Annotated in this window: 20 protein-coding genes and 1 tRNA gene; 14 read left to right on the forward strand and 7 right to left on the reverse strand. The window is 68.7% G+C overall.

Translation table 11 applies throughout. From position 1 onward, the window contains the following. The 3 genes from A5789_RS16375 to hisI all read left to right on the forward strand — a co-directional run bounded on the left by A5789_RS16375 (position 1) and on the right by hisI (position 2,022). A complete protein-coding gene (locus A5789_RS16375; RefSeq protein WP_063012994.1) occupies positions 1 to 843 on the forward strand; it encodes an inositol monophosphatase family protein in 843 nt (280 codons plus the stop codon). After that, on the forward strand, positions 840 to 1,613 hold the full coding sequence (hisF, locus tag A5789_RS16380; protein ID WP_030514640.1) for an imidazole glycerol phosphate synthase subunit HisF: 774 nt from the start codon (positions 840 to 842) through the stop codon (positions 1,611 to 1,613). The genes A5789_RS16375 and hisF overlap by 4 nt, the downstream gene beginning before the upstream one ends. Positions 1,614 to 1,674: 61 nt before the next feature. After that, positions 1,675 to 2,022 (forward strand): phosphoribosyl-AMP cyclohydrolase, encoded by a 348-nt coding sequence (hisI, locus tag A5789_RS16385; RefSeq protein ID WP_064904658.1) that lies wholly within the window; start codon positions 1,675 to 1,677, stop codon positions 2,020 to 2,022. Positions 2,023 to 2,027: 5 nt separating this feature from the next. Here the strand turns inward: hisI and A5789_RS16390 are convergent, their stop codons facing one another. The 3 genes from A5789_RS16390 to A5789_RS16400 form a co-directional block, all read right to left on the reverse strand. Beyond that, positions 2,028 to 2,552, reverse strand: a complete 525-nt coding sequence (locus A5789_RS16390) for a MarR family winged helix-turn-helix transcriptional regulator (protein WP_227463178.1) — start codon at positions 2,550 to 2,552, stop codon at positions 2,028 to 2,030. Between the two features lie 149 nt (positions 2,553 to 2,701). Next, positions 2,702 to 3,298, reverse strand: a complete 597-nt coding sequence (locus A5789_RS16395) for a hypothetical protein (protein ID WP_063012996.1) — start codon at positions 3,296 to 3,298, stop codon at positions 2,702 to 2,704. 131 nt (positions 3,299 to 3,429) lie between these two features. Next, on the reverse strand, positions 3,430 to 3,906 hold the full coding sequence (locus A5789_RS16400) for a peroxiredoxin (RefSeq protein ID WP_064904654.1): 477 nt from the start codon (positions 3,904 to 3,906) through the stop codon (positions 3,430 to 3,432). A gap of 96 nt (positions 3,907 to 4,002) precedes the next feature. On the opposite strand from A5789_RS16400, the gene A5789_RS16405 reads away from it, so the two are divergent. The 9 genes from A5789_RS16405 (at position 4,003) to A5789_RS16445 (ending at position 13,896) form a co-directional block, all read left to right on the forward strand. After that, the gene (locus tag A5789_RS16405; protein WP_369817545.1) at positions 4,003 to 5,580 is read left to right on the forward strand and encodes an anthranilate synthase component I; all 1,578 of its coding nucleotides are present in this window, start codon (positions 4,003 to 4,005) and stop codon (positions 5,578 to 5,580) included. Positions 5,581 to 5,630: 50 nt separating this feature from the next. Next, entirely contained in the window at positions 5,631 to 6,593 is a 963-nt protein-coding gene (locus A5789_RS16410) for a TIGR02234 family membrane protein (protein ID WP_321190276.1), read from the forward strand. Between the two features lie 151 nt (positions 6,594 to 6,744). Next, positions 6,745 to 7,569, forward strand: a complete 825-nt coding sequence (gene trpC, locus A5789_RS16415; RefSeq protein ID WP_030514633.1) for an indole-3-glycerol phosphate synthase TrpC — start codon at positions 6,745 to 6,747, stop codon at positions 7,567 to 7,569. After that, a complete protein-coding gene (gene trpB, locus A5789_RS16420) occupies positions 7,566 to 8,840 on the forward strand; it encodes a tryptophan synthase subunit beta (RefSeq protein WP_064904652.1) in 1,275 nt (424 codons plus the stop codon). The genes trpC and trpB overlap by 4 nt, the downstream gene beginning before the upstream one ends. After that, a complete protein-coding gene (gene trpA, locus A5789_RS16425; protein ID WP_064904650.1) occupies positions 8,837 to 9,628 on the forward strand; it encodes a tryptophan synthase subunit alpha in 792 nt (263 codons plus the stop codon). The genes trpB and trpA overlap by 4 nt, the downstream gene beginning before the upstream one ends. Before the next feature lie 83 nt (positions 9,629 to 9,711). Beyond that, on the forward strand, positions 9,712 to 10,947 hold the full coding sequence (lgt, locus tag A5789_RS16430; RefSeq protein ID WP_155525933.1) for a prolipoprotein diacylglyceryl transferase: 1,236 nt from the start codon (positions 9,712 to 9,714) through the stop codon (positions 10,945 to 10,947). Positions 10,948 to 10,978: 31 nt separating this feature from the next. Then, on the forward strand, positions 10,979 to 11,464 hold the full coding sequence (locus A5789_RS16435) for a TM2 domain-containing protein (protein ID WP_064904649.1): 486 nt from the start codon (positions 10,979 to 10,981) through the stop codon (positions 11,462 to 11,464). Positions 11,465 to 11,567: 103 nt separating this feature from the next. After that, the gene (gene pyk, locus A5789_RS16440) at positions 11,568 to 12,989 is read left to right on the forward strand and encodes a pyruvate kinase (protein WP_082856921.1); all 1,422 of its coding nucleotides are present in this window, start codon (positions 11,568 to 11,570) and stop codon (positions 12,987 to 12,989) included. A gap of 1 nt (position 12,990) precedes the next feature. After that, entirely contained in the window at positions 12,991 to 13,896 is a 906-nt protein-coding gene (locus tag A5789_RS16445) for an acyl-CoA thioesterase II (protein ID WP_062966168.1), read from the forward strand. Positions 13,897 to 13,920: 24 nt separating this feature from the next. Here the strand turns inward: A5789_RS16445 and A5789_RS16450 are convergent, their stop codons facing one another. The 4 genes from A5789_RS16450 to A5789_RS16465 all read right to left on the reverse strand — a co-directional run bounded on the left by A5789_RS16450 (position 13,921) and on the right by A5789_RS16465 (position 15,991). Continuing rightward, positions 13,921 to 14,325 carry a hypothetical protein gene (locus A5789_RS16450; RefSeq protein WP_030514626.1) on the reverse strand — a complete coding sequence of 135 codons (405 nt, stop codon included), beginning with the start codon at positions 14,323 to 14,325 and terminating at the stop codon, positions 13,921 to 13,923. A gap of 107 nt (positions 14,326 to 14,432) precedes the next feature. After that, the gene (locus A5789_RS16455; RefSeq protein WP_369817544.1) at positions 14,433 to 15,158 is read right to left on the reverse strand and encodes a low molecular weight phosphatase family protein; all 726 of its coding nucleotides are present in this window, start codon (positions 15,156 to 15,158) and stop codon (positions 14,433 to 14,435) included. Between the two features lie 51 nt (positions 15,159 to 15,209). Continuing rightward, on the reverse strand, positions 15,210 to 15,791 hold the full coding sequence (locus tag A5789_RS16460) for a phenylacetaldoxime dehydratase family protein (RefSeq protein WP_063013012.1): 582 nt from the start codon (positions 15,789 to 15,791) through the stop codon (positions 15,210 to 15,212). A 113-nt stretch (positions 15,792 to 15,904) separates the two neighbouring features. Further along, positions 15,905 to 15,991 (reverse strand) — tRNA-Leu (locus A5789_RS16465). 196 nt (positions 15,992 to 16,187) lie between these two features. On the opposite strand from A5789_RS16465, the gene A5789_RS16470 reads away from it, so the two are divergent. Both A5789_RS16470 and polA read left to right on the forward strand, forming a co-directional pair. Then, positions 16,188 to 16,814 (forward strand): ANTAR domain-containing response regulator, encoded by a 627-nt coding sequence (locus A5789_RS16470; RefSeq protein ID WP_030514623.1) that lies wholly within the window; start codon positions 16,188 to 16,190, stop codon positions 16,812 to 16,814. Between the two features lie 302 nt (positions 16,815 to 17,116). After that, positions 17,117 to 19,897, forward strand: coding sequence for a DNA polymerase I (gene polA / locus A5789_RS16475; protein WP_369817543.1), 2,781 nt, complete (start codon positions 17,117 to 17,119; stop codon positions 19,895 to 19,897). Positions 19,898 to 19,964: the final 67 nt, after the last annotated feature.

Here is a 19,964-nt window from a genome sequence, read left to right on the forward strand (position 1 = left end):
GTGACCTCCGCCGTCTCCGACCCGGCCGCGCTGCTCGCGACGGCGAGCGAGATATTGGACGGTGCGGCACCGCGTTTCGTCGAAGGGTTGGGGGCGCCGAGCGCGGTCCAGAAGGGCCGCGGCGACTTCGCCACCGCACTGGATCTGGAACTCGAGCGCACCCTGTCGCAGCAGCTGGCCGACCGCACCGGAATCCCGGTGCACGGCGAGGAATTCGGCGGGCCGGAACTGAGCTCGGGCACCGCCTGGGTGCTCGATCCCATCGACGGCACCTTCAACTACTCTGCGGGCCATCCGCTGTCGGCGATGCTGTTGGCGCTGGTGGCCGACGGACAGCCCGTTCTCGGTCTGACCTGGCTGCCGCTGCTGGACCGCCGGTACGCCGCGGCGGCCGGCGGGCCGCTGCTGCTCAACGGAAAACCGTTGCCGCCCTTGGAACCCGGCCGTCTCGCGGAGGCGATGATCGGCTTCGGCGCGTTCAACATCGACGCCCACGGCCGGATCCCGGGCCGGTTCCGCTTCGACCTGCTGGGCGCGCTGAGCCGGCTGTCGAGCCGGGTGCGCATGCACGGATCCACCGGCATCGACCTGGCCTACACCGCGTCCGGGGTGCTCGGCGGCGCGGTCGTCTTCGGGCACCATCCGTGGGACAACGCCGCCGGAGTGGCGCTGGTACGCGCCGCGGGCGGTGTGGTGACCGATCTGCGCGGCGACGAATGGTCGATCACCTCGCGGTCGGTGCTGGCCGCCGCGCCCGGGGTGCACGAAGAGTTACTGGACATGATCGACAGCGCCGTCGACCGCGCCTCCGAGCGCAACGAGAATTCGGAAGGGACGCAATGACACTGGCGGTACGCGTGATTCCGTGCCTGGACGTCGACGCCGGCCGGGTGGTCAAGGGCGTGAACTTCGAGAATCTGCGCGATGCGGGCGACCCGGTGGAACTGGCCGCCGCCTACGACGCCCAGGGCGCCGACGAGTTGACCTTCCTCGACGTCACGGCCTCGAGCGGTGATCGCGGCACCATGATCGACGTGGTGACCCGCACCGCCGAGCAGATCTTCATCCCGCTCACCGTAGGCGGTGGCGTGCGCACCGTCGAGGATGTGGACCGGCTGCTGCGCGCGGGCGCGGACAAGGTATCGGTGAACACCGCGGCGATCGCGAACCCGGAGATCCTGCGCGAGATGTCGCAGCGCTTCGGTTCGCAGTGCATCGTGCTGTCGGTCGACGCGCGCCGCGTGCCCGACACCGGCTCGCCCACCCCGTCCGGCTGGGAGGTGACCACTCACGGCGGTAAACGCGGCACCGGCATCGATGCGGTCGAGTGGGCGGTGCGCGGCGCCGAACTCGGTGTCGGCGAGATCCTGCTCAACTCGATGGACGCCGACGGCACCAAGGGCGGTTTCGACCTGCCGATGATCAGCGCGGTGCGCGCCGCGGTCTCGGTGCCGATCATCGCCAGCGGCGGCGCCGGCGAGGTCGACCATTTCGCGCCCGCGGTGCGGACGGGCGCCGACGCGGTACTGGCCGCGAGCGTCTTCCACTTCGGCGATCTGACGATTCCTCAGGTCAAATCCGCGATGCGGGCCGAGGGCATCACCGTCCGCTGAGGCCGGACGGCATCCTCCGCCCAGCACGCTCAGTTCCGACAGGACAGGTATAACGATGGCTATGAGTTTGGATCCCGCCGTCGCCGCCCGGCTCAAGCGCAACGAGGCGGGGCTGGTCGCGGCGATCGCGCAGGAACGCGGCACCGGCGATGTGCTGATGATGGCGTGGATGGACGACGAGGCCCTGGCCCGCACCCTCGCTACCCGCAAGGCCACCTACTATTCGCGCTCGCGGCAGCAGTACTGGGTCAAGGGCGAGACCTCGGGACATACGCAATACGTGCACGAGGTGCGGCTGGACTGTGACGGCGATGCCGTGCTGCTGATCGTCGACCAGCAGGGCGCGGCTTGCCACACCGGCACCCACACCTGCTGGGACGTGGATCTGCTGCTCGCCGACGCGAGCTGAACCGGTCAGCGGGCGGCGCCGGCCGTCGCCTCGGTGGCCGGCGGGTCGGGGAGTCCGTCGGCGCGCCCGATGCCCCGGGACAGGCCCGCGTCGAGCTGCGCTACCAGCGCCTCACCGAGAGTGAGCAGCTGTTCGACCTGCTCGTCGTCGATGCCGTCGAACACCAGCCCCCGCACGCCTTCCAGGTAGGCCGGGGTGGCCTTCTGTACCTGTTCGAAACCCTCGTCGGTGAGCACCGCATAGGCGCCGCGGCGGCCGCGCACCACGTCGCGGCGCGCCCAGCCCAGCCGTTCCAGCTTCGTCACCACATGCGACAGCCGTGATAGCGAAGCATTTGCCCTATTGGCCAGTTCGCTGAGTTGCAGGCGATGTCCGGGCTCCTCGGACAGCAGTGCCATGAGGAAATACTCGAAATGCGTCATACCGGCTTCGCGTTGCAGCTGGGTGTCCATTGCCGCCGGTAATCGCGTCGTCAGCGCGACCAGAGTCCGCCACGCTCGCCGTTCGGTGGGATTGAGCCATTCCGTCACTTCGCGCCCTCTCTTGCAGCCCAGTGACGCAAATCTCGGTTCACCGTCACTCGCGACCAACAAGTTTGCCACGACTTCGCTCGCTGGTCAGCCGGGTTGCCGATGACGTGACAGCGATCACGCCGGGGCGCGATCACGACGCTGTCGGTTCACTCCCTGATATCGCCTGGTGGACGCGTGTCGTTAGCAGTGTCCGGCGCGGTGACCACGCCGGCTTCGGCGCGGCGGGCCGAGCGTGCTCGCCATTGTTTGCGTAGCAGTAGCACGAGCAGCACCACGAAGATCGCGGCCGCCACGACGGCGCCGACCAGTGAGGCGCCGCGGAAGCCGGGCGCGTCGACGTCGAGCACGCGTTCCCCGGCGTGCGCGGCGCTGTTACCGCCCAGCACGATGGTCAGCGTCATCAGATTGGGCAGGGCCACGATCAATGCCAGCACCGCCGCGGCGCCGGCAGCGAATTTGCCGGCTCGGGTGCGCCATACCCGCACCGCGCCCAGCAGGAGCAGCAGGGGGATCAGCGTGCACAGGAACCCGATCGCCAGGCCCGACCAGATGCCCTGGGCGAAGCTGCCGTGCCCGGACATACCGGCGATCCGCTGCGCCCACCAGCGCGGAATGAAGGCCGACAGCACGAAATAGGCGACGACCAGCACGATGATGACCGCGAGCAGGCCGAGGGCTCGATTCCGCCACACGGTGGCTCGGGGTTTGGTCCCGGAGTTCGTGAGGGAGCTCGTCGATGTCATGAATCCAGCGTATGCGCGAGGCGCGCGCCGACGCCGGGAGAATCGTGTCGTATCGGGCCGTCAGTGCGCTCTCACCAGGGCAAAGGCGGCCGTGCACCCGGAGGCGGCCCAGGGTGTGTCCAGTAGTCGATTCAGGCCCGGCGCTCGCGCAGGGCGGCCAGCGCGGCGTCGGCGTGGACGTTCGCGCGCAGTTCGCCCGAGATCACCGCGAGTACCGTGCGGTCGGTGTCGATCACGAAGGTCTGCCGCTTCACCGGCAGGAAGTTGCCGAGCAGACCGCCGATCGCCCCGGAACGCTTGACGCCGAACCGTTCCGCCACCGCGCCGTCGCGATCGGACAGCAGCGGATAGCCGAGGGTCTGCGCCTGCGCGAAACCGGCTTGGGTGTCGACCGAATCGGTGCTGATTCCCGCGCAACTCGCGCCCAGGGCCGCGAATTCGCTTGTCAGATCACGGAAATGGCAGGCCTCGGCGGTGCACACGGGAGTATTGGCGGCGGGGAAGAAGAACAGCGTCAACGGCCCGTCGGCCAGCAACGCATCGAGCGACCGGACGGTGCCGGTCTGATCGGGAAGTTCGAACCCGGGTGCGCGCTGGCCTTTTTTCACAGTCGCGAGGGTACCGGGCGGCACGGTCGCCCGGTACCCGCCGCGGATCGCGGGGGTCGCGGCGGGGCCAGGAAATCTCGGTTGCGGCCGACTGGAATGATGAGCGATATGCACGGCGCCGCATTCGACCGTCCGGAAACCGCAACCACCACCACTCGGGACCAGTTCCGCGTGCTCGCGGCCGCGCACCGGGTGGTGCCGGTGACGCGCAAGGTGCTGGCGGATTCGGAGACCCCGCTGTCCGCCTATCGGAAGCTGGCCGCGGACCGGCCGGGCACCTTCCTGCTGGAGTCGGCCGAGAACGGTCGTTCGTGGTCGCGCTGGTCGTTCATCGGCGCCGGCAGCCCCACCGCGCTGACGGTCGTCGACGGCCAGGCGGCCTGGCTGGGCGCCACCCCCGCCGACGCCCCGGCCGGCGGCGATCCGCTGGAGGCGCTGCACGACACCCTGGAACTGCTGCGCACCGAGCGCCTGCCCGGCCTGCCGCCGCTGACCGGTGGGCTGGTCGGCTATCTGGGCTACGACATCGTGCGTCGTATCGAACGGCTGCCGGAACTGACCGCCGACGATCTGCGGGTCCCGGAGATGGTGCTGCTGCTGGCCGCGGATCTGGCCGCCTTCGACCATCACGAGGGCGCCATCACCCTGATCGCCAACGCGGTGAACTGGAACGGCACCGACGAGCGTGTCGACGAGGCCTACGACGACGCCGTCGCCCGGCTCGACCGGATGACTGCGGCGCTGGCCGCACCCGCCGAATCGACCGTGTCCGTCTTCGATCGTCCCGAGCCGGACTACATCCGCCGCCGCACCAGCGAGGACTTCGGTGCGGGCGTGCGGCGGCTGGTCGGCGAGATCGAGGCCGGCGAGGCGTTCCAGGTGGTGTTGTCGCAGCGGTTCGAGATGGACTTCGACGGCGAACCGCGCGATGTGTACCGGATGCTGCGCGCCTCGAATCCGAGCCCGTACATGTATCTGATGCACATTCCCGACGGTGCGGGCGGCACCGCCTTCTCCATCGTCGGATCGAGTCCGGAATCGCTGGTGACGGTCAAAGACGGTGTGGCGACGACACATCCGATCGCCGGCACCCGGTGGCGTGGCGCCACCGAAGAGGACGATGTGCTGCTCGAGAAGGATCTGCTCTCCGACGAGAAGGAGAACGCCGAACACCTCATGCTCGTCGACCTGGGTCGCAACGACCTGGGCCGGGTGTGCGAGCCGGGCACCGTGCGCGTCACCGAATACCGCCACATCGAGCGCTACAGCCACGTGATGCATCTGGTGTCGACGGTGACCGGGCGGCTGGCGGCCGGTCGTATCGCCCTCGACGCCGTACGCGCCTGCTTCCCGGCCGGCACGCTCTCGGGTGCGCCCAAGGTGCGGGCCATGGAGTTGATCGAGGAGAACGAGCCCACCCGCCGCGGCGTCTACGCCGGGGTCGTCGGCTACCTCGACTTCGCCGGCGACGCCGATACCGCGATCGCGATCCGCACCGCGCTGCTCAAGGACGGCATCGCCTATGTGCAGGCCGGTGCCGGCATCGTCGCCGATTCCCAGCCCGACTACGAGGACGAGGAATCGCGCAACAAGGCGATGGCCGTTCTCAAGGCCGTCGCGGCCGCCCGCACCGTACGCACCTTCACCTCCGAACCCGACGGCACCCTGCTATGAGTAACCCGGAATCCGAACCAGCCCAACGACATTCGCAGGACCAGCCGGAGGTGAGGCCCGCGCCCGGCGCGAACGACGCGTCTGCGGCCGATGCGGCAGTGCGCCCGCGGCAGTCCGATGCCGACATCTCTGCGGCACAGCGCGCGCCGATGCAGAGCGGCCCCGAGGGCGGGGGCGTCCGGTCGGGTGCCGGACAAGCCGATGGCGGCTCCCGCCTCGACGACGCCGCCGCGCAGGTGCCTCCCGGCGGTGACCCCGACCGCTATGTCCCCGAGACGGATGCGGGCGGCGCCGACAGCGTGCCCGGCAAACGCGCCCGCCCGGTGCTGCCGGTCCTCCTGCTGGCCGTCGGCGCGGCCGCGCTGTGGGGCGCCTCGCGCATGACCTGGGTGACCCTGCGGTCCTCCGACGGTCTGACCGAACCGCGCACCCAGCATCTCAACGGCGGCCTCTGGTTCGGCGCGCTCACGCCGCTGGCGCTGGTGCTGCTGGCCTCGATCGCGGCCGTGTTCGCCACCAAGGGCTGGCTGCGCCGGCTGATCGGGGTGGTGGTGGCGCTGGTCGCCGCCGTCGCAGCGGTGCCCGGCCTGGCGCTGCTGACCCAGCACGGCAAGATCGCCGAACGGGCCGCCCGGCTCGCCGAACTGCCCGCCCGCGCGCACGTCGACGCCGCCACGGCGGCCACGTTCCCGGCCGCACTCAGCGTCGTCGGTGCGCTCGCGGCCTTCGCCGCCGGAGTCCTGCTGGCCCGCATGCCCGAAACGACCGCCCGCATGTCGGGTAAGTACGACAATCCGGTGTTCCGCCGGGCCGCGGCCGCCGAACAGGTCGCCGAATTGCGCCGCACGGGTGATCCGGAATCGGCCGCCGCGGCCACCGACGCACCGCGGACGGCGACGCCGAAGTCCTCGCCGCACACCCCGGAACCGGAGTCGGGCGAACTCTCGCAGCGCGTGCTGTGGGACGCGCTCGATGCGGGCGCCGACCCGACCGACGACGAGCCGGGCCGATGAGCGCCCTACCACGCCACGCCGGGCGGCAGGCGTCACACCCCGCCGTCGGCTCGGCTTACCCTTCCATTTACTCTTTATCAGCATCGGTGAGACAGCACCTGGGGGGATTCTCAGGTAGCAAGTCCGTCTCCCCAGAAAGGATTCGAGCCAGATGACGGTACTCGACTCGATTCTCGACGGGGTCCGTGCGGATGTGGCCGCTCGGGAAGCCCTCCTGGATTTCCAGGCCGTCAAGAAGGCCGCCGCCGCGGCACCCTCGCCGCGCGACGCGCTGGCCGCTCTGCACGCGGACGGGATCGGAGTCATCGCCGAGGTCAAGCGCGCCAGCCCCTCGAAGGGTGAGCTCGCCGACATCCCGGACCCGGCCAGCCTGGCGAAGTCCTACGAGGACGGTGGCGCGCGCATCATCAGCGTGCTCACCGAGGGCCGCCGCTTCCACGGCTCGCTCGACGATCTGGACGCGGTCCGCGCGGTCGTCGACGTGCCGATCCTGCGCAAGGACTTCGTCGTCGGCCCGTACCAGATCCACGAGGCGCGCGCCCACGGCGCGGACGTGATCCTGCTGATCGTGGCCGCCCTGGAACAGGACGTGCTGGCCTCGCTGATCGATCGCACCGAATCGCTGGGCATGACCGCGCTGGTCGAGGTGCACACCGAGGAGGAAGCCGACCGGGCACTGACCGCCGGCGCCTCGGTCATCGGCGTGAACGCCCGCAACCTGAAGACCCTCGAGGTCGATCGCGACGTCTTCGCCCGCATCGCGCCCGGACTGCCCACCGAGGTCATCCGGGTCGCCGAATCCGGCGTCAGCGGCACCGCCGACCTGCTCGCCTACGCCGGTGCCGGCGCCGACGCGGTTCTGGTCGGCGAGAGCCTCGTGACCAGCGGCGATCCGCGTGCCGCCGTCTCCGAGCTGGTGACCGCGGGTACCCATCCGTCCTGCCCGCGTCCGCTGCGGCGGGGTGTCACCCGATGACCGGCGTGCACGAGCCGCTGCCCCAGGCCAGCGAGGGCGTCACCCACCGCAGCCACGAACCGGATCTCGGCGGCCACTTCGGCGTCTACGGCGGCCGGCACGTGCCCGAGGCGTTGATGGCGGTGATCGAAGAGGTCACCGCCGAATACGACAAGTCCCGCCTGGATCCCGATTTCTTGGCCGAACTCGACCGGCTGCAGCGCGATTACGCGGGCCGGCCCTCGCCGGTCTTCGAATGCAAGCGGCTCTCCGAACACGCCGGCGGCGCTCGCATCCTGCTCAAGCGCGAGGATCTGAACCACACCGGCTCGCACAAGATCAACAATGTGCTGGGCCAGGCGCTGCTCGCCCAGCGGATGGGCAAGACCCGGGTGATCGCCGAAACCGGCGCCGGTCAGCACGGTGTCGCGACGGCCACCGCCTGTGCGCTGCTCGGCCTCGAATGCGTGATCTACATGGGCGCGGTCGACACCGCGCGCCAGGCGCTCAACGTCGCGCGGATGCGGCTGCTCGGCGCCGAGGTGGTCTCGGTGACCACCGGCTCGCAGACGTTGAAGGACGCGATCAACGAGGCGCTGCGCGACTGGGTCACCAACGCGTCGGAAACCTACTACTGCTTCGGCACCGCGGCGGGCCCGCATCCGTTCCCGCTGATGGTGCGCGATTTCCAGCGCGTCGTCGGCCTCGAGGCGCGGGTGCAGGTGCAGGCGCAGACCGGCCGGCTGCCCGATGCCGTCGTGGCGTGCGTGGGCGGTGGATCGAACGCGATCGGCATCTTCCACCCGTTCCTCGACGACGAGGGCGTGCGGCTGATCGGCTACGAGGCGGCCGGCGACGGCGTCGAAACCGGCAGGCACGCGGCGACTTTCGCCGGCGGCCGGCCGGGAGCATTCCAGGGCGCCTACTCGTACCTGCTGCAGGACGAGGACGGCCAGACCATCGAATCGCATTCCATCTCCGCCGGTCTGGACTATCCCGGCGTCGGCCCCGAACACGCCTACCTGAAGGACATCGGCCGCGCCGAGTACCGGCCGATCACCGATACCGAGGCGATGGACGCGCTGCTGCTGCTCTCGCGCACCGAGGGCATCATCCCGGCCATCGAATCGGCGCACGCGGTGGCCGGCGCGTTGCAGCTGGGCCGTGAATTGGGTTCCGGCGCAATCATTCTGGTGAATCTGTCCGGACGCGGCGACAAGGACATGGATACCGCGGCGCGCTGGTTCGGCCTGTTCGACGACGCTGCCGCCACGGAGGAGAATCGCTCGTGAGCCGTCTGGAATCGACCTTCGCGGCCAGCCGCGGCGAGGGCCGCGCCGCGCTGATCGGATATCTGCCCGCGGGCTACCCGGACCTGGCCGGATCCATCGACGTGTGCACCGCGATGGTCGAATCCGGTTGCGACATCATCGAAGTCGGTATCGCCTATTCCGATCCGGTGATGGACGGCCCCACCATCCAGGCCGCCACCGAGCAGGCCCTGCGCGGAGGCGTACGGGTGCGGGACGTCTTCGGTGTCGTCGAGGCGATCACCGCCGCCGGGGGCAATGCCGTGGTGATGACCTACTGGAATCCGGTGCTGCAATACGGCGTCGATCGTTTCTCCCGCGATCTCGCCGCGGCCGGCGGTCTCGGGCTGATCACCCCCAACCTGATTCCCGAGGAGGCGGGGGAGTGGTTCGAGGCCTCCCGCGCCCACGATCTGGACCGCATCTTCCTGGTTGCTCCCTCCTCCACCGAGGAGCGCCTGGTCAAGACCATCGAGGCCAGTAGCGGATTCCTCTACGCCGCCTCCACCATGGGCGTCACCGGCGCCCGCGACGCGGTGTCCTCCGCCGCGCCGGAACTGTGCGCGCGGGTGCGTGCCCACTCCGATATCCCGGTCGGTGTCGGCCTCGGCGTGCGCAACGGTGCGCAGGCGGCCGAAATCGCTTCCTACGCCGACGGAGTGATCGTCGGCTCGGCGCTGGTCACGGCCGCGGGACAGGGACTGGACCAGGTCCGCAAGCTCACCGCGGAACTGGCCGAGGGCGTGCGTTCGGCGACTGTCGCCAGCTGATCGGAGACGCGAACTGGGCGGCGCGCGCCCCCTCCGTTACGGTGGGGCCCGTGACTTTTCCAGTCCTGGCAGACGGCGTCGATGTGCACGGTGGGGCAATACTGGCCTATATTCCCAGTCCGCCGCGAGGCGTATGGGATGTGGGGCCGTTCCCGCTGCGCGCCTATGCGATCTGCATCATCATCGGCATCATCGTCGCGATCTGGTGGGGTGAGCGGCGCTGGCGCGAGCGCGGCGGCGAGCAGGGCAAGGTGCTCGACGTGGCGATGTTCGCGGTGCCGTTCGGACTCGTCGGCGGCCGGCTCTATCACGTGGCCACCGACTGGGAGAAGTACTTCGGCGCCGGCGGGCATCCGATCAACGCGCTGAAGATCTGGGAGGGCGGTCTCGGCATCTGGGGTGCCGTGCTGCTCGGCGGTGTCGGCGCCTGGATCGGCTGCCGGGTGTATCGAATTCCGTTGCCTGCCTTCGGCGATGCCATCGCCCCGGCGATTCTGCTCGCGCAGGCCATCGGCCGCCTGGGCAACTACTTCAATCAGGAGCTCTACGGCCGCAAGACCGATCTGCCGTGGGGCCTCGAGATCTATCTGCGGTTCGATTCCGACGGCCGGCTGGACATGATGAACGGCGTTTCCACCGGCGTGGTGGAGAAGATCGTGCAGCCGACCTTCCTCTACGAGCTGATCTGGAATCTGCTCGGCGTTCTGGTGCTGGTGATGGTCGACAAACGCTGGCGGATCGGCCACGGTCGCTTGTTCGCCCTGTACGTGGCGATCTACACCTTCGGCCGCTTCTGGGTCGAGCTGCTGCGCGACGACGAGGCCACCCACATCTTCGGCATCCGGGTCAACTCCTACACCTCGGCGATCGTATTCCTCTGCGCGCTGGCGTATTTCGCCCTCGCCACCAAGGGTCGCGAGACCGCCGCCCAGCTCGCCTCCGGCGGTGAGCGCCCCTGGCCGTGGCAGTGGGGTGCGTTGCGTCGGTACGGCGCCGCCGGACAGGAAGCCGCCGCCGACAGCGCACCTGCCGCCTCGGCCGGCGAATCCGCCGCCGGCGAGAAATCGGACGAAGACGCGAAAACGGAGAAAGCTGCCGAATCCGAATCCGCGCCCACCACCTCCGCATCCGGCGAATCGGGCGAGTCCACCGCCGGCCCGTCCGATTCGGTGACGACCGGTACCGAGGCGACCGGCAACGAACTGGATCCGCCCGCCGATGACAAGGATGCGGCCGGTGTCACCACCGCCGGGAACAGCAAGCAGCGGGCCGAGGGCGAGTCGGGTAAGCCGGGCCGGAAGAAGGCGGACAAGAGCTGAGCGGGCCCACCGCTCGAATCAGGAGGACTTCGTGACCGACCCCTATCAACCGCAGCCCGGCTACGGCCCGCAGTACGGGGCTCCGGGTACCGGGCCGGGAAATCCGGGCGGCTACGGCCAATCCGGCCCCTACGGAGGCGGGCAACCGGGCCCCTACGGGCCGGCCGGCTACAGCCAGCCCTACGGCCAGCCCGCCGACCCGTACGCCCAGCCGTACGTCCCGGGCCCCGGCTACCCGCCCGCGCCCTACGGCATGGACCCGGAGGCGCCGTACGGGCGCAACATGTACGGCGAACCGTTCTCGGACAAATCGAAGCTGACCGCCGGGCTGCTGCAACTGTTCGTCGGTGGCCTCGGGATCGGCCGGTTCTATCTCGGCTACACCGGCATCGGCGTCGCCCAGCTCCTGGTCACGCTGTTCACCTGCGGTCTGGGCGGAATCTGGCCGTTCATCGACGCGATTTTGATCCTGACCGGCAAGGTTCGCGATCCGTACAACCGTCCCTTGCAGGAGTGACGACCATGTCGGTCGAATATGTGATGTGCGTCATATTTTCGTCGATTGACAGTGGCGGGAGTGCCGATCAGCGCCACTGCGGCGGCAGGACTAGGCTCGGCTCGTGATGCGACGGACAAAGATTGTGTGCACCCTCGGGCCGGCCACCGCCACCGAGGACCGGATCCGTGAACTTGTCGACAGTGGCATGGACGTGGCCCGGTTGAATTTCAGTCACGGAGAACACGCCGATCACGCCGAGAACTATCACAAGGTGCGGCACGCCGCCGAGCAGATGGGTCGTGCGGTCGGCATCCTGGCCGACCTGCAGGGGCCGAAGATCCGCTTGGGCCGGTTCATCGAGGGCCGCACCGTGTGGGCGACGGGCGAGGAGGTGCGGATCACGGTCGACGACGTGGAAGGCACCCACGATCGCGTCTCCACCACCTACAAACAGCTGTCCGAGGACGCCAAGGCCGGTGACCGGCTGCTCGTCGACGACGGCAAGGTCGGGCTGACCGTGGTCCGCGTCGAGGGCAACGACGTGGTGTGCCGCGTCACCGAGGGCGGCCCGGTCTCCAACAACAAGGGTGTCTCGCTGCCGGGTATGGACGTTTCCGTTCCGGCGTTGTCCGAGAAGGACATCGAGGATCTGGAATTCGCCCTGCGGCTCGGTGTGGACTTCATCGCCCTGTCGTTCGTGCGGTCGCCGTCGGACGTCGAGCTGGTCCACGACATCATGGATCGCGTCGGCCGCCGGGTGCCGGTGATCGGCAAACTCGAAAAGCCCGAAGCCATCGACAATCTCGAGGCGATCGTGCTCGCCTTCGACGCGATCATGGTGGCTCGCGGCGACCTCGGCGTCGAACTGCCGCTCGAGCAGGTGCCGCTGGTGCAGAAGCGCTCGATCCAGATGGCAAGGGAGAACGCCAAACCCGTCATCGTCGCCACCCAGATGCTGGAGTCGATGATCGGCAACTCCCGCCCGACCCGCGCCGAGGCCTCCGATGTCGCCAACGCTGTGCTCGACGGCGCCGACGCGGTCATGCTCTCCGGCGAGACCTCGGTCGGCCAGTATCCGATCGAAACGGTGCGGACGATGGCGCGCATCGTGCACGCCGTGGAATCGGAATCCTCGACCCGGGTGCCGCCGCTGACCCACGTCCCGCGGACCAAGCGCGGCGTGATCTCCTACGCGGCCCGCGATATCGGCGAGCGGCTCAACGCCAAGGCGCTGGTGGCCTTCACCCAGTCCGGTGACACCGTGCGCCGGCTGGCCCGCCTGCACACCACGCTGCCGCTGCTGGCGTTCACTCCGCTGCCGGAGGTCCGCAGCCAGCTGGCGCTGACCTGGGGTGTGGAAACCTTCATCGTCCCGCCGGTCGGTACCACCGACGAGATGATCGGCCAGGTCGACAAGGAACTGCTGTCGCTGAATCGCTACGCCAAGGGCGATCTCGTGGTGATCGTGGCCGGCTCCCCGCCGGGTACCGTCGGCTCCACGAACCTGATCCACGTGCATCGCATCGGCGAGGAGGACCACTGAGGTGAGTGCATCACTGGGCGAATCGGTCGGCACCGGCCGTGAGAGCGGCGGCGATCTCGCCGTCCTGCTCGGCCTGCTCGAACTCGAGGAGATCGGCGAGGACGTCTTCCTCGGTCACCATCCGGAGAAGGTGTGGAGTCGCACCTTCGGCGGCCAGCTGGTGGCGCAGGCGATCATCGCGGCCGGCCGCACGGTCGGACCGGGGCGCCCGGTGCATGCGGTCAACGCTCATTTCGTGCGCGGCGGCGACGTGCGCAAACCGATCGAATACCGGGTCGAACGCCATCGGGACGGACGTGCGTTCGCCAACCGCACGGTCACGGCGTATCAGGACGATCAGGAACTGTTCGTGATGCTGGCGGCGTTCCAGGACTGGGCCAAGGGCCTGGAACACGCCAGCCCGCAGCCGCAGGTGCCCGATCCGGACGGCCTGCCCCGGGTGGAGGAGTCCTTCTCCGGGTTCGAGGACAAACTGCAGATGTTCGTGCAGGCACCGCATCCGATCGACATGCGCTACACCAACGATCCGGCCTGGATCCTCAAGGGCACCGGCGGCACCCTCAACCACAATCGTGTGTGGATGAAGGCCGACGGTGAACTGCCCGACGATCCGCTGATCCACGTGGCGACGCTGGGTTATTCGTCCGACACCACGGTGCTGGATTCGATCATCACCACGCACGGGCTGTCGTGGGGCCACGACCGGATCGTGGCCGCCACGGTGAATCATTCGATCTGGTTCCACCGTCCGTTCCGCTTCGACGATTGGGCCCTGTACGCGACGCAGTCACCGGTGGCCGCCGGTTCGCGCGGCCTGGCCACCGGTCACTTCTATTCGCGGGCCGGCGAGCTGCTGGCCACCGTCGTGCAGGAAGGCGTGATCAGGCACTTCCCGGCGCGCAAGTAGCGCTGGGCGCCGGGAGCGCCGGTATCAGAGGCGTTCGCGGTTCTCGTCGAAGTCGTAACTGTCGCGATGGAGCGCGTGAATCGTGTAGGGGACGGCGTCGGCGGTGGTGGCGATCCCGAGGACCAGTCGATGCTCGAGTGCGGCCAGGCCGGATTCGGTCAGCTGATCGGGATCGCCCACCAGGCTGAGCGCTATCTCGTAGGTGCGCCGCGAGCCAGGGTCGCGGTGGGGGTGTTCCAGGCGCCACTGGGTCTCCAGGACCGTATGGCCGGGTTGATCGGCGTCGACGGGCAGGGTGAAGCGCCAGGCGAAAACATCGTGCTCGGCGAGGTGGTCGTCGACCACGCAGCGCACGGTGTGCACGACGCGGTCGAGCGTTTCCGGTGTGACGTAAACATGGAGTGAAACATCCGAAATTCGTTTCGGCATGTCTGTGTCCTGTTCCGGTGTCGAACCATCGGCGTCGGCAGTTACCGCGGGGAGTCTAACCCCGGATCCCGCTCCGCGGGAGGGCGGCATGCCCGGCGCCGGATTGTTCAGGCGTGGCGGCCGATTCGCACGGGCTCGATACCCCAGGGCGGGGTTTCGATACGTCCACCGGGCAGCAGCACCAGCCGGGGCCGGCCGGACTCCGTGCGGCCCGCGTCGCGATGGGGGTGCAGGGCGAGCAGCAGCGGGACCAGCGTTTCGGCGATCCGATCGCCGACGGCACAGTACTTTTCGCTCGACAATCCCACCGGGTCGGCGATGTTCTCCCGGCCCACCAGCGCGAGATCGTTTCGCGCACTGTCGATCTGGGCGATCGTGCGGGCGCCGGAGACCTTCGTCACCCGGTAGGCCTCGAGCAGTGTGAAGGTCCGCGGCCGGGCGGCCGGAACCAGGTCGATGATGTGGTCGCGGATCTGCTCGGTCATCGCCAGCACGAGGTCCGCGCGCGTGACCATCTCCGGCTTCAACTTGCGTGCTGAGAAGTTGCCGGGATCCGCGCCGAGGCCTGTGATGGTCTGTGCCGCAAGCGGATCGACGCCGAAGCCGACGAGCGCGCGGGTACCGGCGCTCTCGGCGGTCAGGTCGTCGAGACCGTGTTCGGCCGCGACGGCGCGGGTCAGACGTTCGGCGATCACCGAGCGGCAGACGTTGCCGGAGCAGACGAACAGGACGTGCATGACCGATACGGTAGGTCGCCGCGGGCCCCGGCAGAAGCCGAGGACGGCCGAAAACCGCTTATTTAACGCGATGTTCAGCTGCCGGTAGCGCGTCACGTTCGACCGTTTGCCGAATTTTCGCTGACCGGCTGGGCGACGGATGTGGCGCTACGGCTGCCGATCCGTGTCGGAACCCTCGGCGCCGTAAGCGTTTCGATAGTAGGAGGCTTCCTCGACGACCGGGGCGACCGTCGGTTCGGTGCCGAGATGCGCGTTGTCCGCGCCGGCGCGCGTGGCGTTGTCCTGGGCCCGGCCGCGCGCACTGAACAGCGGTCCGCGCATGGACCGGGTCGGAGCGAAGGCGCCCAGCCCGGTGGGCGTGGTCATATCGTCGTACATGGTGTCGATGCCGCCGCGCAGGAAATAGGCCTCGTGCCAGAACCCGGTGCCGCCGGAGTCGCGCAGAAACCGCTGCCACCAGTCGCGATGCGGCTGGGAACGGGTCCAGCGCTCCAGGCTGTCCAGATCGCGCCAGTATTGGCGGGCGCCCCAGTGCGGCGGGAACAGCGACCAGATGATGTCCTCGTGCCGCAAGAGGCCATCCGGCCGATCACGATGGGAGCGATACAGTTTCGGCCCCAAGCCGAGCAGACGCAACACCCCCCGCGGGGTCCGCACCCGCATCCCCAGATAGATCACCACCAGATCGGGATATCCCGAAAGATCCGCGGTGAGCCGGTTCACCCGCATACGCGCGACCTCCTCCTGCCCGGGGTCGTGTGCACCACCCTACGCGTAGTCACGGGTCATCCTGCCGATTCGGTTCGAATACGACAAAAGCGGCCCGATCGGACCGCCGACGATGGTGCCGAGTGTGGGACTCGAACCCACACGTCCGTGAGGACAACGGTTTTTGAGACCGTCGCGTCTGCCAGTTCCGCCAACTCGGCGCACCGGGAGGAAATGATAGCCGGTGGGTGCCCAGGTTACCGAATCGGTGCCGCGCGGGCGGGTTCCCGCTGGGTAGATGGGTTGTGAGCGAAGTTGAACGGTACGCTTTAGGACACTCGGCGTGCGTGACCGGTGACAGGGTGGGACCGGAGGCGCACATCGGGTGTCGGCATCGGAATATCGAGGGGTCTGTCTATGGGAACGAATGCAGGGGGCGCGGGCGCGAAGCAGGACGCGCCGGCTGCCGCGAAGCGTGTCGTGGTGGCCGAGGACGAGGCGCTCATCCGGATGGACCTTGTGGAGATGCTCTCCGAGGAGGGCTACCAGGTGGTGGGTGAGGCCGGCGACGGCCAGCAGGCGGTCGACCTGGCCGTGGAACTGCGCCCCGATCTGGTCATCATGGATGTGAAGATGCCGCGGCGCGACGGTATCGATGCCGCCGGTGAGATCGCCTCCAAACGTGTTGCGCCCGTAGTGATCCTGACCGCGTTCAGCCAGCGTGACCTGGTCGAGCGGGCGCGCGACGCGGGTGCGATGGCCTATCTGGTGAAGCCGTTCACGAAATCGGATCTGGTGCCCGCGATCGAGTTGGCGGCCAGCCGTTTTCACGAGATCTCGGCGCTGGAACAGGAGGTCGCGAATCTGTCCGACCGCCTGGAGACCCGCAAACTGGTCGAGCGTGCCAAGGGCGTGCTGATGCAGACGCAGGGGCTGTCGGAACCGCAGGCGTTCAAATGGATCCAGCGCACCGCGATGGATCGTCGCACCACCATGAAGGCGGTCGCGGAGGTCGTCCTGGAGAATCTCGCGCCGAAGTCCTGATCGCCCCTGTGGTCGGCCGCGGCTCGCGTGCCGGTCGAGCGCGGGAGTGGTCGGGTCGCGGCCCGCGCCGTCGGCGGGCTCGCTCGTGGGCTTCGGGTGAGCTCCTCGGGCGAACTCCGGCACCGACGCGGGAAAACCGCGGACATCGGCGAGCTTGTGCACGCCTCGCTGTCGGTCCGGTGGGGCGGATGTGGCCGGCGTGAAAGCGGGCACCGTATCCGCGTGTGCGAATTCGAACGCGACACATGTCGGTCCGTGCCCGGTGGCCGGGGATGTCGGTGGATATCCCTAGACTCTGTGCCGTGACTCCAGCCTCCACCGATCAGCGTCAGGGCAGTGTGTCGTCCACCACCGCCGCAGCGGCCGCGCCGAAAGCCGGCAGTACGGCGCCGGGTGCTCCCGGCGAGCGGCCTACGCTGTTGTTGCTGGACGGCCATTCCCTGGCCTACCGCGCCTTCTACGCGCTACCGGCGGAGAACTTCAAAACCGTCACCGGGCAGACCACCAATGCCGTCTACGGCTTCACCGCCATGCTGATCAACCTGCTGCGCGACGAACGGCCCACCCATGTGGCGGCCGCGTTCGACGTCAGCCGGAAGACCTTCCGGGTCGAGGCCTATCCGGAGTACAAGGCCAACCGCATCACCACCCCCGACGAATTCCGCGGGCAGGTGGAGATCACCCAGGAGGTGCTGGGCGCGCTCGGCATCCCGGTGATGGCCATCGAAGGCTACGAGGCCGACGACATCATCGCCACCCTCGCGACTCAGGCTGTGCCGCAAGGCTTCCGGGTGCTCATCGTCACCGGCGACCGGGATTCGCTGCAGCTGGTCAACCCCGACGTCACTGTGCTGTACCCGAAGAAGGGCGTCTCCGAACTCACCCGTTTCACGCCGGAGGCGGTCGAGGAGAAGTACGGCCTGACCCCCGCCCAGTACCCGGATTTCGCGGCCCTGCGCGGCGACCCGAGCGACAACCTGCCCGGCATCCCGGGTGTGGGGGAGAAGACCGCCACCAAGTGGATTCGCGAATTCGGCGATCTGCCCACCCTGGTCGAGCGGGTCGACGAGGTGCGCGGCAAGGTCGGCGACGCCCTGCGCGCGAACCTGTCCAGTGTGGTGCTCAACCGGCAGCTCACCGAGATGGTCAAGGATGTTCCGCTGCCGTACACCCCGGAGCAGCTGGCGCAGCAGCCGTGGGACCGCGACAAGATCCACCGCCTGTTCGACGATCTCGAATTCCGGGTGCTGCGGGACCGGCTGTTCGAGACGCTGGCGCCGCCGGAGCCGGAGGCCGAGAGTGGTTTCGAGATCAGCGGCGGTCCGGTCGCGCCCGGCGCCGTCGCCGACTGGCTCACCGAACACGCGAAAGCCGGTGTGCGCCACGGTGTGTCGATCGTGGGCACGACCACGCCCGTACAGGGGGATGTGAAGGCGATCGCGATCGCCGCCGCCGACGGGGAGGGTGGCTACTTCGACGTGGTCGCGCTGACCCCGGAGGACGAGCTCGCCCTCGGCCGCTGGCTCGCCGACGCCGGCACCCCGAAGGCGGTGCACGAGGCCAAGGCCGCCATCCACGCTCTACGCGGGCGCGGCTGGCGGCTGGCGGGGCTCACCAGCGATACCGCGCTCGCGGCCTATCTGGTCCGCCCCGGGCAGCGCACCTTCAACCTCGACGATCTGTCGCTGCGGTACCTGTCGCGGGAGTTGCGGGTCGAAGCCGCCGAGGACGCCCAGCTGTCGCTGCTCGACGACGAAGACCAGGTCGACACCGAACTGGCCCAGGCCGAGATCCTGCGCGCCCGCGCGGTGGCCGATCTGGCCGAGGCGTTCGATGCCGAACTCGACCGCATCGAATCCGTGCCGCTGCTCACCGAGATGGAACTGCCGCTACTGGGCGTGCTGGCCGAACTCGAGCACGCCGGCATCGCTGTCGACTGCGACGAACTGGACGAGTTGCAGCGCGAATTCGCCGACCGGGTGGCCTCGGCCGCGGAGGCGGCCTACGAGGTGATCGGTGAGCAGATCAACCTCGGTTCGCCGAAGCAGCTGCAGGTGGTGCTGTTCGACAAACTGGATATGCCCAAGACGAAGCGGACCAAGACCGGTTACACCACCGATGCCGACGCGCTCGAGTCGCTGTTCGAGAAGACCCAGCATCCCTTCCTCGAACATCTGCTCGCGCACCGCGACGCCACCCGCCTCAAGGTCACCGTGGACGGGCTGCTGAAGTCGGTGGCCGACGACGGCCGCATCCACACCACGTTCAACCAGACCATCGCCGCCACCGGCCGGTTGTCCTCGACCGAGCCCAATCTCCAGAACATCCCGATCCGCACCGACACCGGCCGGCGCATCCGCGACACCTTCGTCGTCGGCCCCGGCTACGAGTCGCTGATGACGGCGGACTACAGCCAGATCGAGATGCGGATCATGGCGCACCTGTCCAAGGACGCGGGGCTGATCGAGGCGTTCAACTCCGGCGAGGACCTGCACAGCTTCGTCGCGTCCAAGGCGTTCGACATCCCGATCGCCGACGTGCACCCGGAGATGCGCCGCCGCATCAAGGCGATGTCCTACGGTCTGGCCTACGGCCTGTCCGCCTACGGACTCTCGCAGCAGCTGCGGATCAGTGCCGAAGAGGCGAAGGCGCAGATGGAGGTCTACTTCTCCCGCTTCGGCGCGATTCGCGACTACCTGCGCGACGCCGTGGATCAGGCGCGCAAGGTGGGCTACACCGAGACGCTGTTCGGCCGCCGCCGCTACCTGCCCGATCTGGATTCCAGCAATCGCCAGCGCCGCGAGGCCGCCGAGCGGATGGCGCTCAACGCGCCCATCCAGGGCACCGCCGCCGACATCATCAAGGTCGCGATGATCAACACCCAGGCCGCCATCGCCGAGGCCGGGCTACGTTCGCGCATGCTGCTGCAGATCCACGACGAACTCGTCTTCGAGGTCGCGTCCGGTGAGCGGGAGGCGCTGGAATCGCTTGCCCGCGAACAGATGTCGAGCGCCATCGACCTTTCGGTACCGCTCGAGGTCTCCGTCGGCGTCGGCCGCAGCTGGGACTCGGCCGCCCACTGACCGAGGCGCCGAAGGCTCCGGCCGGCCCGGTCTCGCGCGGATTATGGCGCCACAGACGGGGATGTGC

The organism is Nocardia sp. 852002-51101_SCH5132738 (assembly GCF_001665695.1).
In the GTDB taxonomy this organism is placed as follows: Bacteria; Actinomycetota; Actinomycetes; order Mycobacteriales; family Mycobacteriaceae; genus Nocardia; species Nocardia nova.

What these genes read in the sequence shown, in the direction of transcription:
- A5789_RS16470 (WP_030514623.1), top strand. Translation starts at nt 16,188, where the DNA reads ATGGGAACGAATGCAGGGGGCGCGGGCGCGAAGCAGGACGCGCCGGCT.
- A5789_RS16395 (WP_063012996.1), bottom strand. Translation starts at nt 3,298, where the DNA reads ATGACATCGACGAGCTCCCTCACGAACTCCGGGACCAAACCCCGAGCC.
- hisF (WP_030514640.1), top strand. Translation starts at nt 840, where the DNA reads ATGACACTGGCGGTACGCGTGATTCCGTGCCTGGACGTCGACGCCGGC.
- hisI (WP_064904658.1), top strand. Translation starts at nt 1,675, where the DNA reads ATGAGTTTGGATCCCGCCGTCGCCGCCCGGCTCAAGCGCAACGAGGCG.
- trpC (WP_030514633.1), top strand. Translation starts at nt 6,745, where the DNA reads ATGACGGTACTCGACTCGATTCTCGACGGGGTCCGTGCGGATGTGGCC.
- trpB (WP_064904652.1), top strand. Translation starts at nt 7,566, where the DNA reads ATGACCGGCGTGCACGAGCCGCTGCCCCAGGCCAGCGAGGGCGTCACC.
- A5789_RS16450 (WP_030514626.1), bottom strand. Translation starts at nt 14,325, where the DNA reads ATGCCGAAACGAATTTCGGATGTTTCACTCCATGTTTACGTCACACCG.
- A5789_RS16460 (WP_063013012.1), bottom strand. Translation starts at nt 15,791, where the DNA reads ATGCGGGTGAACCGGCTCACCGCGGATCTTTCGGGATATCCCGATCTG.
- A5789_RS16405 (WP_369817545.1), top strand. Translation starts at nt 4,003, where the DNA reads ATGATGAGCGATATGCACGGCGCCGCATTCGACCGTCCGGAAACCGCA.